Genomic DNA, 13,956 nt, shown 5'->3' on the forward strand with positions numbered 1-13,956 from the left:
GGATGCGGAGATGAGTGCACCGGAGGCCGTCGTGTCGTTAAGTCGACGTCCGCCCGACGGACGGAAATGCGGGAATGTCCGCGTTACCTGATTGGAGCCACCATCGGCGGCGGGAGGCGGCTGATCTTGTGGAGTGGCCAAAGGAGGAGAGGGCAAAGGAGGAGCGCGGCAGCGCCAAAATCGAGCGCGACGGCCGCGGTGCCGGCACAAGCAGCAAGTTTGCCACCGATCGCCGGCCCGGCGAGCATGCCGGCATAGTAGACGGTGTAGAACACTCCCATCCCGATCGAGCGCGTCTGCTGATTGAGCACGCGCGTCGGCAAACTCATGATCGCGCCGGCAGGCAAGCCGCACACGATCCCAATGGCTATGATGAGGGGCAGCACCGGTTCGTTTCGCGACAGAAGCAGCATCAGGAATGCAAAGGTGACACAGCCCGCGATGAGGACCGCGCCGCCGTGTTTGGTGCGATCAGCCAGGAAGCCACCCAGGGGGACCGAAAGCGCCGCCAGCCAAAGCACGATGCTGATCGTCGATCCCGCCGACGGATTGGACCAACCGCGTTCAACGAGCATCGACGGACCGAAACTGAAGACCATTGCGAAGCCGACATTGTAAAGGCACCAGATCAGGCCGGCGGCGACGAGAGCGTAAGTTACCCCCGCCGAAATGCCGCGGCGTTCACTTCCACTGAAGGATGGCACCTCTGGCGCGCGATAGATGAAGATCATCAGGCCGATACCGACGACAATCAGGACCGAAACAGCAATGCCGACGGCGGTCGTCCCGAATGTCGTCCCGATTGCAGGCAACAGCATGAGAGCGATGGCGATCCCCGCTGGCCAAGAGTTGATGTAGATGGCCATGGCGGTTGCGATTTCCTGGCCGGCAAACCATTCGGCGACCATCTTTGTCATCAGGACATTCAGCAGAATGCCGCCAGTGCCACCGATCAGTCGACCGCCGATTTGCAGGTTCCAGGACGTCGACGCCGTGGTCAGCATCTCACCCGCCAGCATCATCATGAGACCGGCGAGAACGGTCGCCTTGTCGCCGTAGCGCTCTCCGATGGCCGCGCCAGGCAGAGCCAACGCGATCCCCGGCGCAAGATAGAGACCAATTAGAATGCCGATGTCGGCCAGGTTCACGCCGGCAAGGGGCGCGACGGCGGCAACGCTCTGAAACTGAAACGCCATTGCGATGCGGGCGACAAACAAGACAGCAAGGATCGTCCAGCGACTGCGCACGGGTTCCCCACAAATTCCGGGCTACGCAGGCCTGATGTTTTGGTTCAACCGGAAGAAATTGGTCGGATCATATTGCTTCTTTATGGCGGCAAGGCGCGCATAGTTCGCGCCATAGGCATCACGCACGCGCTCATCGCCCTCATCCCCGAGATTGTTGGCATAGACACCGCCGGTGGAGAATGGTCGGACCGCATTCCACAGATCGCGTGCCCAGCGCATATTCGCCTCGTCATCGGCAGGATTGTCCCAGATGGCGATCGGGAAGCAGTCGAGGGCGGCGTCGCGGTTGGCATAGGGGGAGTGCGACGCGGGCACGCGAGCGATCGCTCCGCCGACCTGCTGGAAAACCAGCAGGGACGAGTTGTTGGGAGCCTTCGCGTAGGCATCGAGCAGCGCCTCGATCGCGCCACCGCTGATCTCGCGCAGGAACTGCGCCTTCCAGTAATAACGTCGCCCGCGTGGAAAAAGGCTATCGCCCGCCGATTGAATCCGAAGATAAGGAATGGGCTGAAGGCGGCTTTCGACAGGGGATCCGAATTTCATAAGCGGTGCGATGACAGGCTCGCCCTCCTCGGGTGGCCCGACATAGCAGGCCGAGATGCTGAAGGCACGATCGCCAGAGGGCAGTGTCACGAGCGCGGCGTCGACGCTCACCTCGTCGGGGGCGTCGCGGGAGAATTTGTCGTAAAACCGCATGGCCTCGCGCGCATGATCGAAGACGTGCAGCACCGAGCCCACGAGAAGGGCCGGGCCGACCGTGTGCAGCCGGTATTCGAACGCCGTCACGATGCCGAAATTGCCGCCGCCGCCGCGCAAGGCCCAGAACAGGTCCGGATGCTCGCCGGCGCTTGTGCGCAGCAATTGTCCGTCGGCCGTGACGATTTCAGCGGCGATCAGGTTGTCGCAACTCAGGCCATGCTTGCGCCCGAGCTTGCCAAAACCGCCACCCAGCGTGAGGCCGGCAATGCCGGTGTCGCTGTTGACGCCCATGGTCGTCGCGAGACCGTGCGTTTGTGTGGCCGCGTCGAACTCGCCAAGGTTGACACCGGCTTCGGCCCTTGCGATGCGGCGCCCGGGATCGACAATAATCTTCTTCATGCGAGATAGGTCGATCACTATCCCATCGTTGCAGACCGACAGGCCGGCGACATTATGGCCGCCGCTGCGAACGGCTACGAGCCAACCTTTTGACCTGGCATGGCTCACGGCATGAACGACGTCGTCGGAATTGGCGCAAAAGACGATTGCGCCAGGCCGCTTGTCGATCGCTCCGTTCCAGACCGCGCGCGCCTGATCGTAGCCAACGTCCGTCGGTAATACCACTTCGCCTTGTAAGTGCTGTCGCAGTTGTTCGAATGTCGTGCTCGGAGAATGAGATCGGCCCGACAGCGTATCGGTCTGCCTGGGAATCTCCATCGTTACCGCCCTTGGCTCCAGCGAGACGATCATGCTCTCACAGGGGCCCGATCTTCTGCAAAGGCAAAATTCTTAGCTGGCAGATGAGGGGAATTCATCTAGATTGCCGATGTGAGCAACCGTCCGCCCCTCCGCGCCTTGCGCGCTTTCGAGGCCGTAGCCCGGCACGGCAGCTTCAAGGCCGCCGCCGCGGAACTCGGTGTGACGCCGACGGCGATTAGCCACCAGGTCCGCTTGCTGGAAGAGATATGCGGTTGCAAGCTGCTTCAGCGCCGGCCGCGACCGCTCATGCTGACGGGTGCGGGAGCGCGGCTGTTTCCGATCCTTCGCGACGGCTTTGATCTTCTTGCAGGTTCCCTTGCCGCAGTCGCGGAGCCCGATGCTCAAGCACCATTGCGGGTGACGAGTCCGAATGCCTTCGCGAGCCGATGGCTGGTGCCCCGGCTGCCGAAATGGCGAGAGGCCAACCCGGCGGTGCCGCTGGAGATCATCGGCACGGATGTGGTACTCGACCTGCGCGCCGGCGCCGCGGACGTGGCGATCCGCTATGCGCGTCGCCCGCCTATAGGATTTGCAGCGCAAGAGGTGTGCCGCGATTCCTTCTTTCCCGTTTGCAGTCCACGATTGCTGGCAAGCGATGGACTGGCGATAGAGCGTGCCGCGGATCTCTTGCGTTATCCCCTGATCCATTTTGACTGGATGAACCGGGATCCGGACGCTCCTACCTGGCGCCGCTGGCTCGCGACGGCCCGCTCAATCGATCCGGACCTCAGTCCCGACAAGGGTTGGGACTTGAGCTTCCGCGAGGAACTGCATGCGATCGACGCGGTTGTCGCCGGGCAAGGCATTGCGATCTGCAGTGACGTCGTGGTTGGCCGTGAACTGGAAAACGGCTCGCTCGTCAAAGCGCATCCATTGTCTCTGCCGGGCTACAGTTTTTATGTCGTATGGATGCATTCCAGTCCGCGGTCCACGATCATAGAGTCTTTCTCGGCGTGGACGAGAACCGTCATATGAGATTGCCGAACATGGATAAGCTGCGCCGGCTTGCCGCCGAGGAACAGCGTTCATCCGATGAAGGGTGCCGAGGTTGGGCGGGCGGCTATGCGTTAATTACGAGAAGGAGGATCGGCACCTTGCTTCGGCAAGCGAGCTTGGAGCCGGAGCAATTACGAAGCCAGACAATCAACTGGTCAGTCTTGTCCCTACGGCCTGATAAATTTCGATCGAATCGAATAGGCTCCTTCTCGTCCGAGGACGGTTCCCTCGTTTCGCAACTGTCCCTCTACCGGTCCAGCATCGCCATGCCGCGCTCGCCATAGCGTGGGCCGGAGATTTTTCCCGGCGCGAGCGCCTCGTCGAGCGCGGCCATGTCGGCGGCGTCGAGCTTCAGCGAGGCGGCGGCGATGTTCTCCTCCAGATATTTTCTGCGCTTGGTGCCGGGGATCGGCACGATATCAACCGCGAAATCGCTGCCCTTTTGCAGCAGCCAGGCCAGTGCGACCTGACCCGGCTTGACGGCCCGGGCGGCCGCGACGTCGCGCACCGTGCTCGCCGCCTCGACATTGGCGTCGTAATTCTCGCCCTGGTAGCGCGGGTCGTTGCGGCGGTAGTCGCCTTCGGGATAATCCTCGGCGCGCCTGACGTCGCCGGTGAGAAAGCCACGGCCGAGCGGTGAGAACGGCACCAGGCCGATGCCGAGTTCACCGAGCAGGGGGATGATCTCGGGCTCCAGATTGCGCTCCCACAGCGAGTATTCGCTCTGCACGGCCGAGACGGGATGCACGGCATGGGCGCGGCGAATGTTGGCGCTGCCCGCCTCCGACAGGCCGAAGAAGCGAACCTTGCCCTCGTCGACCAGTTTGCCGACCGCGCCGGCGACATCCTCAATCGGCACCGCCGGGTCTACGCGGTGCTGGTAGAGGAGGTCGATATGGTCGGTGGCGAGCCGGCCGAGCGAGGCTTCCACAGCTTCCCTGATATGGCCGGGCCGGCTATCGACCCCAACCTGCTTGCCGTCTTCGATGCGAAAACCGAATTTGGTGGCGATGGTGACATGGTCGCGCTTGCCCTTCAGCGCCCGGCCGAGCAGGGCCTCGTTGGCGTACGGGCCATAGACCTCGGCGGTATCCAGGAAGGTGCAGCCAAGTTCAATGGCCCGGTGCAGCGTGGCGATGGACTCGGCCTCGTCCGCCGGACCATAGGACTGGCTCATGCCCATGCAGCCGAGGCCGATAGCGGAGACTTGCAGCCCCTGGCTGCCGAGTTTTCGTGTGGCGAGGGTCATGACTGGGCTTCTCCGGTTGCAAGCTTCCCGGATTATATAGGGCCCTTGTCAGCCCTGTCCCTGGATTACTGCATCGATGCCGGGTGACCGAGATCGAGTGGGGTGATCGCGCACTCCTCGTCATCCTCGACGAGATGGTTTCCAAGCACGACCAAGCCACTGTTCAAGGTGTCGAATTCGATTGCCGCGCCAAGCAGTTGGGCGGCCTGCAGCACCAGGTGTTCAAGGTCCTCGAGGGCGACGTTCTCGACCAGATTCCTCATCCGGACCTGTTCGGCCGTCGCCGAGATATTGACGATCCCAGCCATCTTGAATGCCTTCTGGACCGTTGAATTGACGTCGTCGCGCAAGCGCGTGGAGTAGTCATGCCGCATCGAAACCTCCCAGGGGGAACGGTTTTCTGTTCATATCAGAGCATGCGCCGAGTGCGACGGGATGACAAGTGAAATTCTATAAAATACATAAATAAATCAGTTAGTTATGATAGTTACAGGAATGCGCATGCGGTGTTTGATACGCATCATGAGCTTGATGCGGGGAGCGCTCACTGACCGGCCTTGACGCATCTTGAGAACTACCCTAATTATAAGCGAAATGAGTTAGATACTAACTCACCGTATTTTGGTCTTGAGCGGGGAAGGCGCACATGGCTGAACTGGAACGCCCGGAACGACTGCAGATCATGCTCACCGCCGACGAATTGGCGGCCCTGGAAAACTGGCGCTACGACAAGCGCATGCCAAGCCGCTCCGCCGCCGTCAGGGAGCTGTTGCGGCGCGGCCTTGCCTCGGATGGGTTCCTGACGGCCGAACAAGGCGTCAAATCGCAAGACTTCGGCGTCCTGCCCGAGGGCGACGGCAAGGAAACCGATCGGCCTTCGGAGTGAGGGCCGTTTCGGCCATGATGCGCCGCCTGTGCGAATTGCCCGGGGCGAGATTGCCTTGATCAATTTGCGCGCTACCTCATGCAAATGAGCGAGATCGTGGTGGCGACGGCTGACATCGGAACAACCGACCAAAACCAGACCGCAACCGCGGATGCGCGCCTTGCGGCGATCGTTGATTCCTCTTTCGACGCCATCATCAGCAAGGATCTGAACAGCATCGTCACCAGTTGGAACCTGGCGGCCGAACGCATGTTCGGCTACAGCGCCGAGGAAGCGATTGGCCGGTCGATCGTCATGCTCATTCCCGATCACCTCAAGAGCGAGGAAATCGAGATTATCAGCCGGGTTCGCGCCGGCGAGCGGGTGGCGAGCTACGAGACGACGCGAAAGCGCAAGGACGGAGTGCTTATCTCCGTCTCGCTGACGGTTTCGCCGATCAAGAACGCCAATGGCGAGATTGTCGGCGCCTCGAAGATCGCCCGGGACATTTCCGCCGCCAAGGAGAGCGAGCGCAAGATCAGGCTGCTGATGCGAGAGGTCAACCATCGCGTCAAGAACCAGTTCGCGGTCATCCTGTCGATGGTCCGGGAGACGAGCAAGCGCTCGAATGACCCGCACGAGTTCGAGGAACTGATCCGTGCCCGCATCATGGCGCTGTCGCGCTCGCATGATCTGCTTGTCACCTCGGAGTGGGCCGGCGCCAGCCTGTTCGACCTGATCCAGGAGCATTTGAAGCCTTTCGGCCGCGAAGAGCAGATCCTGCTCTCCGGCCCGGTGCTGACGCTGCAGTCGAATGCGGTGCAGAATCTCGGCATGGCTTTCCACGAGCTCGGCACGAATTCGTCCAAATATGGCGCGCTGGGCAGCGAGGACGGCCGGGTCGAAGTCACCTGGACCATCGGCTCCGGCACCCACGATGCCGGTGCTTCGGGCGGGCGTGAGTTCGAGCTGCTTTGGAACGAGACATCCACGCCCCGTCCCGACGACAGGCGCGACGAGACCACACGCAAGGGGTTCGGCACCGTCGTCCTGCAGCGGGTGGCGCCGCAATCGCTTGGCGGCTCCGCCGTCCTCGAGCGGTCCGCGGGGCATCTCAGATGGCAGCTGGCCGCGCCGCTGGCATCGATCATCGTGCCGCAACCCGGCGCCGAGCCCGATGACGACGCCGCGCTCGGCTTCGGCATCTGACGCTCCGTCAAAAGAAGCTGGTGTCGCGCTTATCCGGCGGCGGGCAGCTGGCTGACGGTGATCTCCACTTCGATGGCGGAGCATGCGCGGTGCGCGTGGACAGCGACCGCTGCCTGAGCGGCGTTGCGCCGAGGTGGGGCGGCAGGTTTCTCCGCCGCCCCGGCCTGCCGATCACCGATGATGCGGGAGATGCCTTTCGGCATCGACTTCTCCAACGGTGAAGCTCTGGAAGCCCGGCATGAGCTGCCATACTGCTGCAAGGCCTATGACCAGATAGGCCAAGCGGGCCAGCATGGCGCCCCCAAGGACCGTGCCGATTACGTCATGGCCGGTCACACCCATGGACAGCCAGTTGAGACCGCCAAGGATTATGAGGGCGAGCGTGACGAGATTCATGATGCGCATAAACGCCTCCTGATGTTGCCTGACAAAAAGACGCCTGCAAAAAAACGCCTGCCGTTTCAGGCGGTTCCATTGATCACGAGATTGTGAATAGTGGCTGCGGTCCGTGAACGGCCGGCCTTCTCGACCAGTCCCTACTCGACCAGTATGTGCGCTTCGCGCGCGGCCTCGACGAAGGCATCCCTGGCGGTATCGGGAGATACGTCGCCACTCGTCGCCCGGCGGCAGGCGCGCAGCGCGGACTGATGTTTCAGGCTGCCGGTATCGCGCCAATGGGTCGTGAGCAATTCGATGGCCTGCTGTGTGTTGGACAGGTTGCGCGTGGCACCGGTGACACCGACGGAAACCACCACGGGTTTGGAAAACCAAGCAGTCTGCATTGGAGCCTCGACGGCGTTGCGGACATTAAACGTCGGCGCCGGCGCAAAGTTGCATTCCGGCCAATCACTGTCGCGTGAGGCTCGGCGGTCCCTGCCGGCGGCGCGACCTTCCCCTGGTCGGCGCCGGGAGCGCGCAGGGCCTAGAGGATGTTGGTCGTCACCTCGACGATGATCGCGGCGCCATCCAATGTGCCGCCGGGGACATGCACGACGCGCGAGACCCGCAGGTCCTGCGGGCTTCCGTCGACCGACAGCGAAACGCTTTCTCCGATCCTGGGCACCGCCTGGAAAATGGCGTCGGTGGCGTCCGGCCGGTTGTCGATGGATATGCGGCAGTTGACGGTCATGAAATGTCTCCTGTGTCTGGCCATGCCTCGGTCGTCAACGCAGGGTCGATGAAATGGTTTCAGGAGAACCGGTTCCAAAACCGGAGTTCCTTGACGCAATTCCCTGGAATAACCGCCTCACGGTGTCCCGGAATTGCTCCAGCCGGTCGAAGGGCTGGTTCCCGCTCATGGGCTCGAACCACGATTCACGCCTTCAAAGGGCGCTGTCCTACCATTAGACGAAGCGGGAGAAGCTGGAACGGTTATGGCGCCAGTACGGCAAAGCGTCAATTCGGTAAGTTGTTGACCGGCTCTTCGCAGCGGTAAACCGGGCAGTGTCCGTCGCGCGCCGGTATATAGGCCGACATCGGCACTTCCGGCCAGTCGCATTCATTGCCGAACTGCCTGACATAGCGGTCATAGGTGTTCGGGCCGGTGGTCAGCACCACCGCGTGACGGCTCTGGATCATGGCCCGGATCTCGGTGCAGCTCATGGCGCGGCTGTCGGGCCGCGCCTCGGCCAGACCGGTCGCCGCAAGCACGGCGCCCAAGGTCATTAATAGAATTCGAACGCGAGCTGACATCATTGTTTCTCTTCTAACGCGGTTTTGGACGAAAGCCGCTTCACTTTTGCCGGAGGTACCCCGAGCGGGCATCCTTTGTCCCATAGAACTCATCCTCCGTCCCGCCGGTTCCGCGACAGGCTACGCATGGGGCGTGGCGCGGCACGGCCGGCCTCCGGCGCAACCAAATCGCGTGTGGCGCATTGCTGGGAATGGACAGCAGGAAACCTTACGAAACACCGCAGTGGTGGCCCGGAGACGAGGGCCGCGTGGCCATGTGCTGTTCTTTCTGCGGCGGCCGCGACCACCGTTATGAGGAGTGCCCGCAAAGGGCCGACCCGCCCGCTGCCCCGTCCGAGGACGACGCCTGGACATCTCGCTGATCCCGTCGCGGCCTGAGTGCCACCTTTTGCGCCGACAGGCGTTGTCCCTGCGAATGGAAGGTCGCCACCGGCGGCCGCGCAGGAGAAGGAGGCCAAGATGAAACCTCTCGCCATCGCGTCCCTGATGCTGGTGCTGGCAGTGCTGCCGGCGGCGGCGCAGACGGCTCCGCAGCAGAACCCGGCCCAGCAGGCGGACAAATGCCGGGTCCAGCCAGAGCAAGGCAAGCAGCCGTCCGGCGACGGCAATCTGACCGAAAAGCTCAATGATTGCGGCGGCGTGCTGAAGCCGCCGGCCACCGGCGACCAGGGCATGGCCGCGCCGGCGCCCGATGAAGGCAATACGCCGGTGATCAAGCCCGGCCAAGTGCCCGCGCAGCCGCCGTCCAAGTAGAAGCGAGACCGGCGCCTTTATTGCCGGGCAACGGAACCTCGTCGGCCGGGAAACGTTTCTTTAACGAATTGGATTTGAAAGGACGGGAGCCTTGAGGGATATCGCCAACACCGCCACATTTATTGCCACGATCGCAATCGTGATCGCCCTGATGCTGATGGCGCCGAAGAGTTTCGGGTTCGAAAGCTCTCATCCTATCGTGGATGGCGACCTGCCTGCCCAATAAAAGACCCGCTCCGCAAAAAAGCAGGCGAGGGCATCGCCTGTTTTTTTGTTGAGCGAAACCGTATCACACGTTTCCTGGAATGGTTCTAGCGAACCAGAACGCCGGCGTGATCGCACAGTGCGGTGAAGGCTTCCTGCGCCTGTGCCGCGCCGTCCTTGTTTTCCAGCGCCGCCTCCACCTTCTCGCGCGCGGCCTGGTAGAAGGGACCACGGCTGGCATGCGGCCAGTCGATCAGGATCTCACTGGCGTCCTGAAGGCTCGCCACCTCACGGATCGTGTCCGAGCCATGCGGCTTGATGCGCATTGGTGTCGACAGCATCACATCGGCCATTGTTTTTCCCGCCACCATTGTTCTCAGCTATTGGAGGATGTGTGCTTCGCGCGCGGCATCGATCATGGCGCGCATCGCCTTTTCCGGTGGTGTCCAGCCATCCAGCGCATCGCGGCAGCTGCGCAATGCCGCCCGGTATCGCCGGCCCTGGCCGGCCGGCCAGTCGCCGAGGCATTCTAGGCCCTCCCAGGCGCTACGCACCACGCGCTCGTGCTCGGGGGCAAATTTCAGGCGGATCGGTCGGGGAAACATCTTGTCGTTCAACTGAAGTCTCCGTGACGGGTGCATGTGGCCATGCGGTTTGAAGGCCGCGGCATGCATGAGGGGCGCCGGATAACGTCGTTGGCAGGGGAGGGTTCCAGACCCGAAGGATCAATTTTCAATCGCCGGCGACGGCGTCCGACAAAGGTCTCGGCGCCGGCGGACCGGCGTCTTCGGCCTGCGGCCGGTCATGCTCGAATTGCTCCGCGCCGGGCAGGGCGTGGAGCCAGGTCTCGCGGCGGCTGATCCACAATTCATATTCGGGGGCAAGGTCGGTCGGCGCGACGTCGAGGCTGCCAAGCATGACCTCGGCCTCGGTGTCGCCGACCCAGGCCACGCGGCCGCCGCAGGTCGGGCAAAAGCTGCGCGTTCCGTAAGTGGCGACTTCGCCCGATGTCTCGAAGGCATCGCGCGGCCAGATGGCAAAGGCCGAATAGACCGAGCCGCCCGCCTTGCGGCAGTCCTTGCAATGACAGAGGCCGACCCGCGTCGGCTGGCCGGTGACGACGAAATGCACGCCGCCGCACAGGCAGCTGCCGGTCCTGCGTATGGTATCGGACATGGTCGCGGCCCTCCGTTCTTGCGGCTCGCGGCAGCCGCCCTCTATCCGCGCGCCGCCATATGGTTGTCGAGCTTCTTGCGCGAAGGCCCGTAGCGCTTGATGATGGTCTGGGCTTCGCTCTGTGGGATGCCGTATTTGCGGGCAAACGCGGCAACCTCATAGGTTTCCTCGCTCGAAACCAGCTTGCGGTCCTGTTTGGTCTTCGATTTGTCGTCGGGCATGGCGGGCCTCGCTTTCTGTCAGCCGCATGGTCGCGCGGACATAATACCACGCGATGCCGCGATCAGACATAACAGCGATCGGCGCTGCTGGTTCCATGACGGCGCATCGCCCCGGCAGGAACGGCTTGCAAGCAGTTGTTCAGGCCGGCGAATGGACCGGGCCGGCGTCGCGGTGACCGGTGTCACCGCATTTGACGCAAGGCGCGCTGGCGCCGGGGCAGCCACGATGATGGGTGCCGGCGGGACAGCAAAGGCCATTGGAGCTTGTCCAGCGCGGGCATTGGAAAACCTGCCCGCTGCCGCCGCAGCCATTGCACTCTGCCACCGATAACCCGACCAGAAAGGATCTCGTCCCTAGCCTGACTCGCGCGCCCAATTCTTACCCCACCCAAAACACCGCATCAGACATAGCTGTGCATTAGCCCAAGCTAACGATACCACGATCACGGTTACGAACAAGTTTCGCGATTTTTATGGCGGGGGCCTCGCCCGGGAAGAGCGTTTGAAGCGGGGGATCGCTCGCCGCCGCCGTGGCGGCGGGCGGATGCCTTGTGGGTTTTCGGGTAAAATTCGCGAGGGGTGTCGGAACCGCCCCCGGCCGCACGTCCTTGGGGGCGAAACGGTTTTCAACCCTGGAGAAAGTCATGCCGTCGCAAATCGCTCAATCGCCGTGGCAGACCACGGCCCTTCTCATTGCCCGCCTGATCTTTGCCGCCGTCTTCCTCATGGCGGTGACCTTCAAGTTCATGGGCATGGGCGCCACCGCGGGTTTCATCGCCGCCGCCGGCTTTCCCTTCCCGCTCTTCCTTGCCTGGTGCGCGGCGATCCTGGAGGTCGCGCTGGTGCTGTGTTTCCTGAGCGGCGCCTTCTTCACGCAGGCGGCCCTGGTCGCCGCGGCCTATGTGCTGTTCCTGGCCTTCGCCTTCCACGGCCCCAGCCACTGGGCCGGCAACCAGGCCGAGTTCGGCTTCTTCGTCGACCATTTTTCCTTCATGGCCGGACTGCTGTTCGCCGCGGTGCACGGACCGGGACAGACGCTGGCGCTGAACCTGGGCTGGCCGGGCAGGGCTTGAGGGAGCGAACCTCACATCTGGTCGTTATATGGCTCCTTCATCTGGCCGACCATGCGGGCCAGTTTCGAGAATGAGGGCATATCCGCCTCCGGCTGGCATTGATTGGCGAGTTCCAGGAGCCGGATCGGGAAATTGACGGCGTCACGGCTCGACGCCGACATGCCGCCGGACCGCTCCTCGCTGGTCTCGCCGGCCTCGGCCTTGCGCAGGGCGATATCGATCTCCTCCGATGTCAGCACACCTTTGCGCACCAGCACGTGGTTGATCGAGGCGACGGCCATCAGCAGGCCTTCGAGTTGCAGGTTGGCGACATTCATGGCGATTGCTCCCTCTATTCACCGTAGCTGAAACGCGCCAGCCGCGTTTCCGATCCGGAGGCAGGCGAAGCCGCCCCAGATCCTGTCGGCGAACAGCAGGACCAGCAGCATCGCGCCGCTATCCCGGCCAGCCGATGAAGGCGCCGGGTACGGTCATCTTCAATCCGGACGACGGGCAGGTGGTCTGCCGCGGGAAATAATCTATTCCTGCGTCAGGCGCTCGCCATATTCGCGCCACAGCGCCTTGACCTCCAGGCTGCCGAGGCGCGGGATCGACGGATCGCCGCATGTGATGGCAACGGCGCCGATGTCGTAGTTGGGATAAGCACCCGCGACGAAGCGGATCGCTTCGCCAAGCGAGTTCACACGGATCACCGGATCGGCCTGGCCCTGGCCGGTACTTCGCACCCCGGAAACCGAGGCTGGAGCATGTCGCATCCTGAAAACGGATGCCATGGCTGGTCTGTCCATCGTCCTCTCCCACAAAGGCCGTGACGGGAATCATTCCATGAGCTTCAACTGATGATTCCACAGCTGCGGGCCGAAGAAAAGCCGGCTAGCCAATGCCGGATTTCGGCGACCGGCCGGCCGCCATCCGATTGTCCGGTGAGGGCAGTTGTGCTATGATCTCATCAATGGTGCTGATTTGCGCCGACGACCCGCCGCCGAGGCGGGTTTTGTTTTTCGGCCTCCCGCCGCCGCCGGCTTGTCGAAACGGCCGCGCTCTGGCATCTTGCCAGTAATGGGAGATGTCTGGCATCTTACCAGTGATGGGAATGGGGTTCTCCCGAAACCGCCAGTGATGGCTGATGACTCCTGCCGCGAAAACCGCGGTGGGAATCTGTCGATTCCGCCGCCATGGCGGGCCGATGTGCTCGTCTCAGAGAGGATCGAGCATGTCTTTTTCGAACTGTCTTCTGGTCATGGCCGGTGGTGCGCTCGGCACGCTGGCGCGCTACCTCGTTTCCACCTGGGCCCTGCCGGTGAGCAGTGAGCTGCCCTGGGGAACCATCATCATCAACATCAGCGGCTCGCTGCTGATCGGCTTCTTCGGCACGCTGACGCTGGCCGGCGGGCGCTATCCCGCCTCCGAAAGCCTGCGCCTGTTCGTGATGATCGGCCTGTGCGGCGGCTACACCACATTCTCGTCCTTCAGCCTGCAGACGCTCGACCTGTTGCGCGCCGGCGGCTTCGGCCGGGCGGCACTCAACATCGGCCTCTCGGTGCTGCTGTGCGTGGGTGCCGTAGCGCTCGGACACATCATCGCCGCCCGGATCAATGGCGGCGCCACGCAGGTCGCGCAAAGCGTGATCGAGGAGGAGGCTTGAGGCGAATTTGAAGGTCTAGGAATTTTTTCCTTGACCGAGTGAGGGCAGCCAAGCTATCATCTTGTTCATGGTGCTGATTTGCGCCAACGACCCGCCGCCGAGGCGGGTTTTGTGTTTTTGGCGCCTTGTCATGTGACGGCGCTGAGGCTGCCGATTTTGAACGCCGGC

General features: G+C 62.8%; 22 protein-coding genes, 1 tRNA gene and 1 riboswitch. Of the genes, 7 read left to right on the forward strand and 16 right to left on the reverse strand.

Annotation, left to right across the window (positions count from 1 at the left end; all coding sequences use genetic code 11):
* Positions 1-83: 83 nt before the first annotated feature.
* Together FJ977_RS11230 and FJ977_RS11235 are read right to left on the reverse strand one after the other, a co-directional pair.
* The gene (locus tag FJ977_RS11230) at positions 84-1,247 is read right to left on the reverse strand and encodes an MFS transporter (RefSeq protein ID WP_140771291.1); all 1,164 of its coding nucleotides are present in this window, start codon (positions 1,245-1,247) and stop codon (positions 84-86) included.
* 21 nt (positions 1,248-1,268) lie between these two features.
* The gene (locus tag FJ977_RS11235) at positions 1,269-2,696 is read right to left on the reverse strand and encodes an FAD-binding oxidoreductase (protein WP_246682924.1); all 1,428 of its coding nucleotides are present in this window, start codon (positions 2,694-2,696) and stop codon (positions 1,269-1,271) included.
* Between the two features lie 78 nt (positions 2,697-2,774).
* On the opposite strand from FJ977_RS11235, the gene FJ977_RS11240 reads away from it, so the two are divergent.
* Entirely contained in the window at positions 2,775-3,680 is a 906-nt protein-coding gene (locus FJ977_RS11240; RefSeq protein WP_140771293.1) for a LysR substrate-binding domain-containing protein, read from the forward strand.
* Between the two features lie 268 nt (positions 3,681-3,948).
* Here FJ977_RS11240 and FJ977_RS11245 read toward each other — a convergent pair whose 3' ends face one another.
* Together FJ977_RS11245 and FJ977_RS11250 are read right to left on the reverse strand one after the other, a co-directional pair.
* A complete protein-coding gene (locus FJ977_RS11245; protein ID WP_140771295.1) occupies positions 3,949-4,950 on the reverse strand; it encodes an aldo/keto reductase in 1,002 nt (333 codons plus the stop codon).
* Between the two features lie 65 nt (positions 4,951-5,015).
* The gene (locus FJ977_RS11250; protein ID WP_140771297.1) at positions 5,016-5,324 is read right to left on the reverse strand and encodes a hypothetical protein; all 309 of its coding nucleotides are present in this window, start codon (positions 5,322-5,324) and stop codon (positions 5,016-5,018) included.
* A 272-nt stretch (positions 5,325-5,596) separates the two neighbouring features.
* On the opposite strand from FJ977_RS11250, the gene FJ977_RS11255 reads away from it, so the two are divergent.
* On the forward strand, positions 5,597-5,836 hold the full coding sequence (locus tag FJ977_RS11255) for a hypothetical protein (protein WP_140771299.1): 240 nt from the start codon (positions 5,597-5,599) through the stop codon (positions 5,834-5,836).
* Between the two features lie 78 nt (positions 5,837-5,914).
* Positions 5,915-7,024, forward strand: a complete 1,110-nt coding sequence (locus FJ977_RS11260) for a PAS domain S-box protein (RefSeq protein ID WP_140771301.1) — start codon at positions 5,915-5,917, stop codon at positions 7,022-7,024.
* 29 nt (positions 7,025-7,053) lie between these two features.
* Here the strand turns inward: FJ977_RS11260 and FJ977_RS35770 are convergent, their stop codons facing one another.
* The 6 genes from FJ977_RS35770 to FJ977_RS11285 all read right to left on the reverse strand — a co-directional run bounded on the left by FJ977_RS35770 (position 7,054) and on the right by FJ977_RS11285 (position 8,689).
* Complete coding sequence (locus FJ977_RS35770) at positions 7,054-7,227, reverse strand: hypothetical protein (RefSeq protein ID WP_181179761.1); 174 nt, start codon at positions 7,225-7,227, stop codon at positions 7,054-7,056.
* A complete protein-coding gene (locus FJ977_RS11265) occupies positions 7,196-7,429 on the reverse strand; it encodes a DUF378 domain-containing protein (protein WP_140771303.1) in 234 nt (77 codons plus the stop codon). Before FJ977_RS11265 ends, FJ977_RS35770 begins: the two co-directional genes overlap by 32 nt.
* A 131-nt stretch (positions 7,430-7,560) precedes the next feature.
* Complete coding sequence (locus FJ977_RS11270) at positions 7,561-7,806, reverse strand: DUF982 domain-containing protein (protein ID WP_140771305.1); 246 nt, start codon at positions 7,804-7,806, stop codon at positions 7,561-7,563.
* A gap of 140 nt (positions 7,807-7,946) precedes the next feature.
* Positions 7,947-8,153: a hypothetical protein gene (locus tag FJ977_RS11275; RefSeq protein WP_140771307.1), complete on the reverse strand. Its 207-nt coding sequence runs from the start codon at positions 8,151-8,153 to the stop codon at positions 7,947-7,949.
* A gap of 155 nt (positions 8,154-8,308) precedes the next feature.
* Positions 8,309-8,382 (reverse strand) — tRNA-Gln (locus tag FJ977_RS11280).
* 37 nt (positions 8,383-8,419) lie between these two features.
* On the reverse strand, positions 8,420-8,689 hold the full coding sequence (locus tag FJ977_RS11285) for a hypothetical protein (protein WP_140771309.1): 270 nt from the start codon (positions 8,687-8,689) through the stop codon (positions 8,420-8,422).
* A gap of 486 nt (positions 8,690-9,175) precedes the next feature.
* Between FJ977_RS11285 and FJ977_RS11290 the strand changes: the two genes are divergently transcribed.
* Positions 9,176-9,469: a hypothetical protein gene (locus tag FJ977_RS11290; RefSeq protein ID WP_140771311.1), complete on the forward strand. Its 294-nt coding sequence runs from the start codon at positions 9,176-9,178 to the stop codon at positions 9,467-9,469.
* 91 nt (positions 9,470-9,560) lie between these two features.
* Positions 9,561-9,695, forward strand: a complete 135-nt coding sequence (locus FJ977_RS36650; RefSeq protein ID WP_281406815.1) for a hypothetical protein — start codon at positions 9,561-9,563, stop codon at positions 9,693-9,695.
* A gap of 85 nt (positions 9,696-9,780) precedes the next feature.
* Here FJ977_RS36650 and FJ977_RS11295 read toward each other — a convergent pair whose 3' ends face one another.
* From FJ977_RS11295 to FJ977_RS11310, 4 genes are all read right to left on the reverse strand, one after another.
* Positions 9,781-10,026 carry a DUF982 domain-containing protein gene (locus tag FJ977_RS11295; RefSeq protein ID WP_140771313.1) on the reverse strand — a complete coding sequence of 82 codons (246 nt, stop codon included), beginning with the start codon at positions 10,024-10,026 and terminating at the stop codon, positions 9,781-9,783.
* A 27-nt stretch (positions 10,027-10,053) separates the two neighbouring features.
* Entirely contained in the window at positions 10,054-10,290 is a 237-nt protein-coding gene (locus FJ977_RS11300) for a DUF982 domain-containing protein (RefSeq protein ID WP_140771315.1), read from the reverse strand.
* Positions 10,291-10,405: 115 nt separating this feature from the next.
* A complete protein-coding gene (locus tag FJ977_RS11305) occupies positions 10,406-10,849 on the reverse strand; it encodes a GFA family protein (protein WP_140771317.1) in 444 nt (147 codons plus the stop codon).
* A 41-nt stretch (positions 10,850-10,890) separates the two neighbouring features.
* Positions 10,891-11,070, reverse strand: coding sequence for a DUF3606 domain-containing protein (locus FJ977_RS11310; protein WP_015317039.1), 180 nt, complete (start codon positions 11,068-11,070; stop codon positions 10,891-10,893).
* A gap of 644 nt (positions 11,071-11,714) precedes the next feature.
* Here FJ977_RS11310 and FJ977_RS11315 point away from each other — a divergent pair.
* The gene (locus FJ977_RS11315) at positions 11,715-12,143 is read left to right on the forward strand and encodes a DoxX family protein (protein ID WP_140771320.1); all 429 of its coding nucleotides are present in this window, start codon (positions 11,715-11,717) and stop codon (positions 12,141-12,143) included.
* A gap of 11 nt (positions 12,144-12,154) precedes the next feature.
* On the opposite strand, the gene FJ977_RS11320 is transcribed toward FJ977_RS11315, so the two are convergent.
* Positions 12,155-12,460 (reverse strand): hypothetical protein, encoded by a 306-nt coding sequence (locus FJ977_RS11320; RefSeq protein ID WP_056571591.1) that lies wholly within the window; start codon positions 12,458-12,460, stop codon positions 12,155-12,157.
* Between the two features lie 201 nt (positions 12,461-12,661).
* Positions 12,662-12,931, reverse strand: coding sequence for a hypothetical protein (locus FJ977_RS11325; RefSeq protein ID WP_056571594.1), 270 nt, complete (start codon positions 12,929-12,931; stop codon positions 12,662-12,664).
* Positions 12,932-13,223: 292 nt separating this feature from the next.
* Positions 13,224-13,286: riboswitch (Fluoride riboswitch) on the forward strand.
* A gap of 70 nt (positions 13,287-13,356) precedes the next feature.
* Here FJ977_RS11325 and crcB point away from each other — a divergent pair.
* Complete coding sequence (gene crcB / locus FJ977_RS11330) at positions 13,357-13,788, forward strand: fluoride efflux transporter CrcB (protein WP_140771322.1); 432 nt, start codon at positions 13,357-13,359, stop codon at positions 13,786-13,788.
* Positions 13,789-13,956: the final 168 nt, after the last annotated feature.

It is taken from the genome of Mesorhizobium sp. B2-1-3A (assembly GCF_006442655.1).
In the GTDB taxonomy this organism is placed as follows: Bacteria; Pseudomonadota; Alphaproteobacteria; order Rhizobiales; family Rhizobiaceae; genus Mesorhizobium.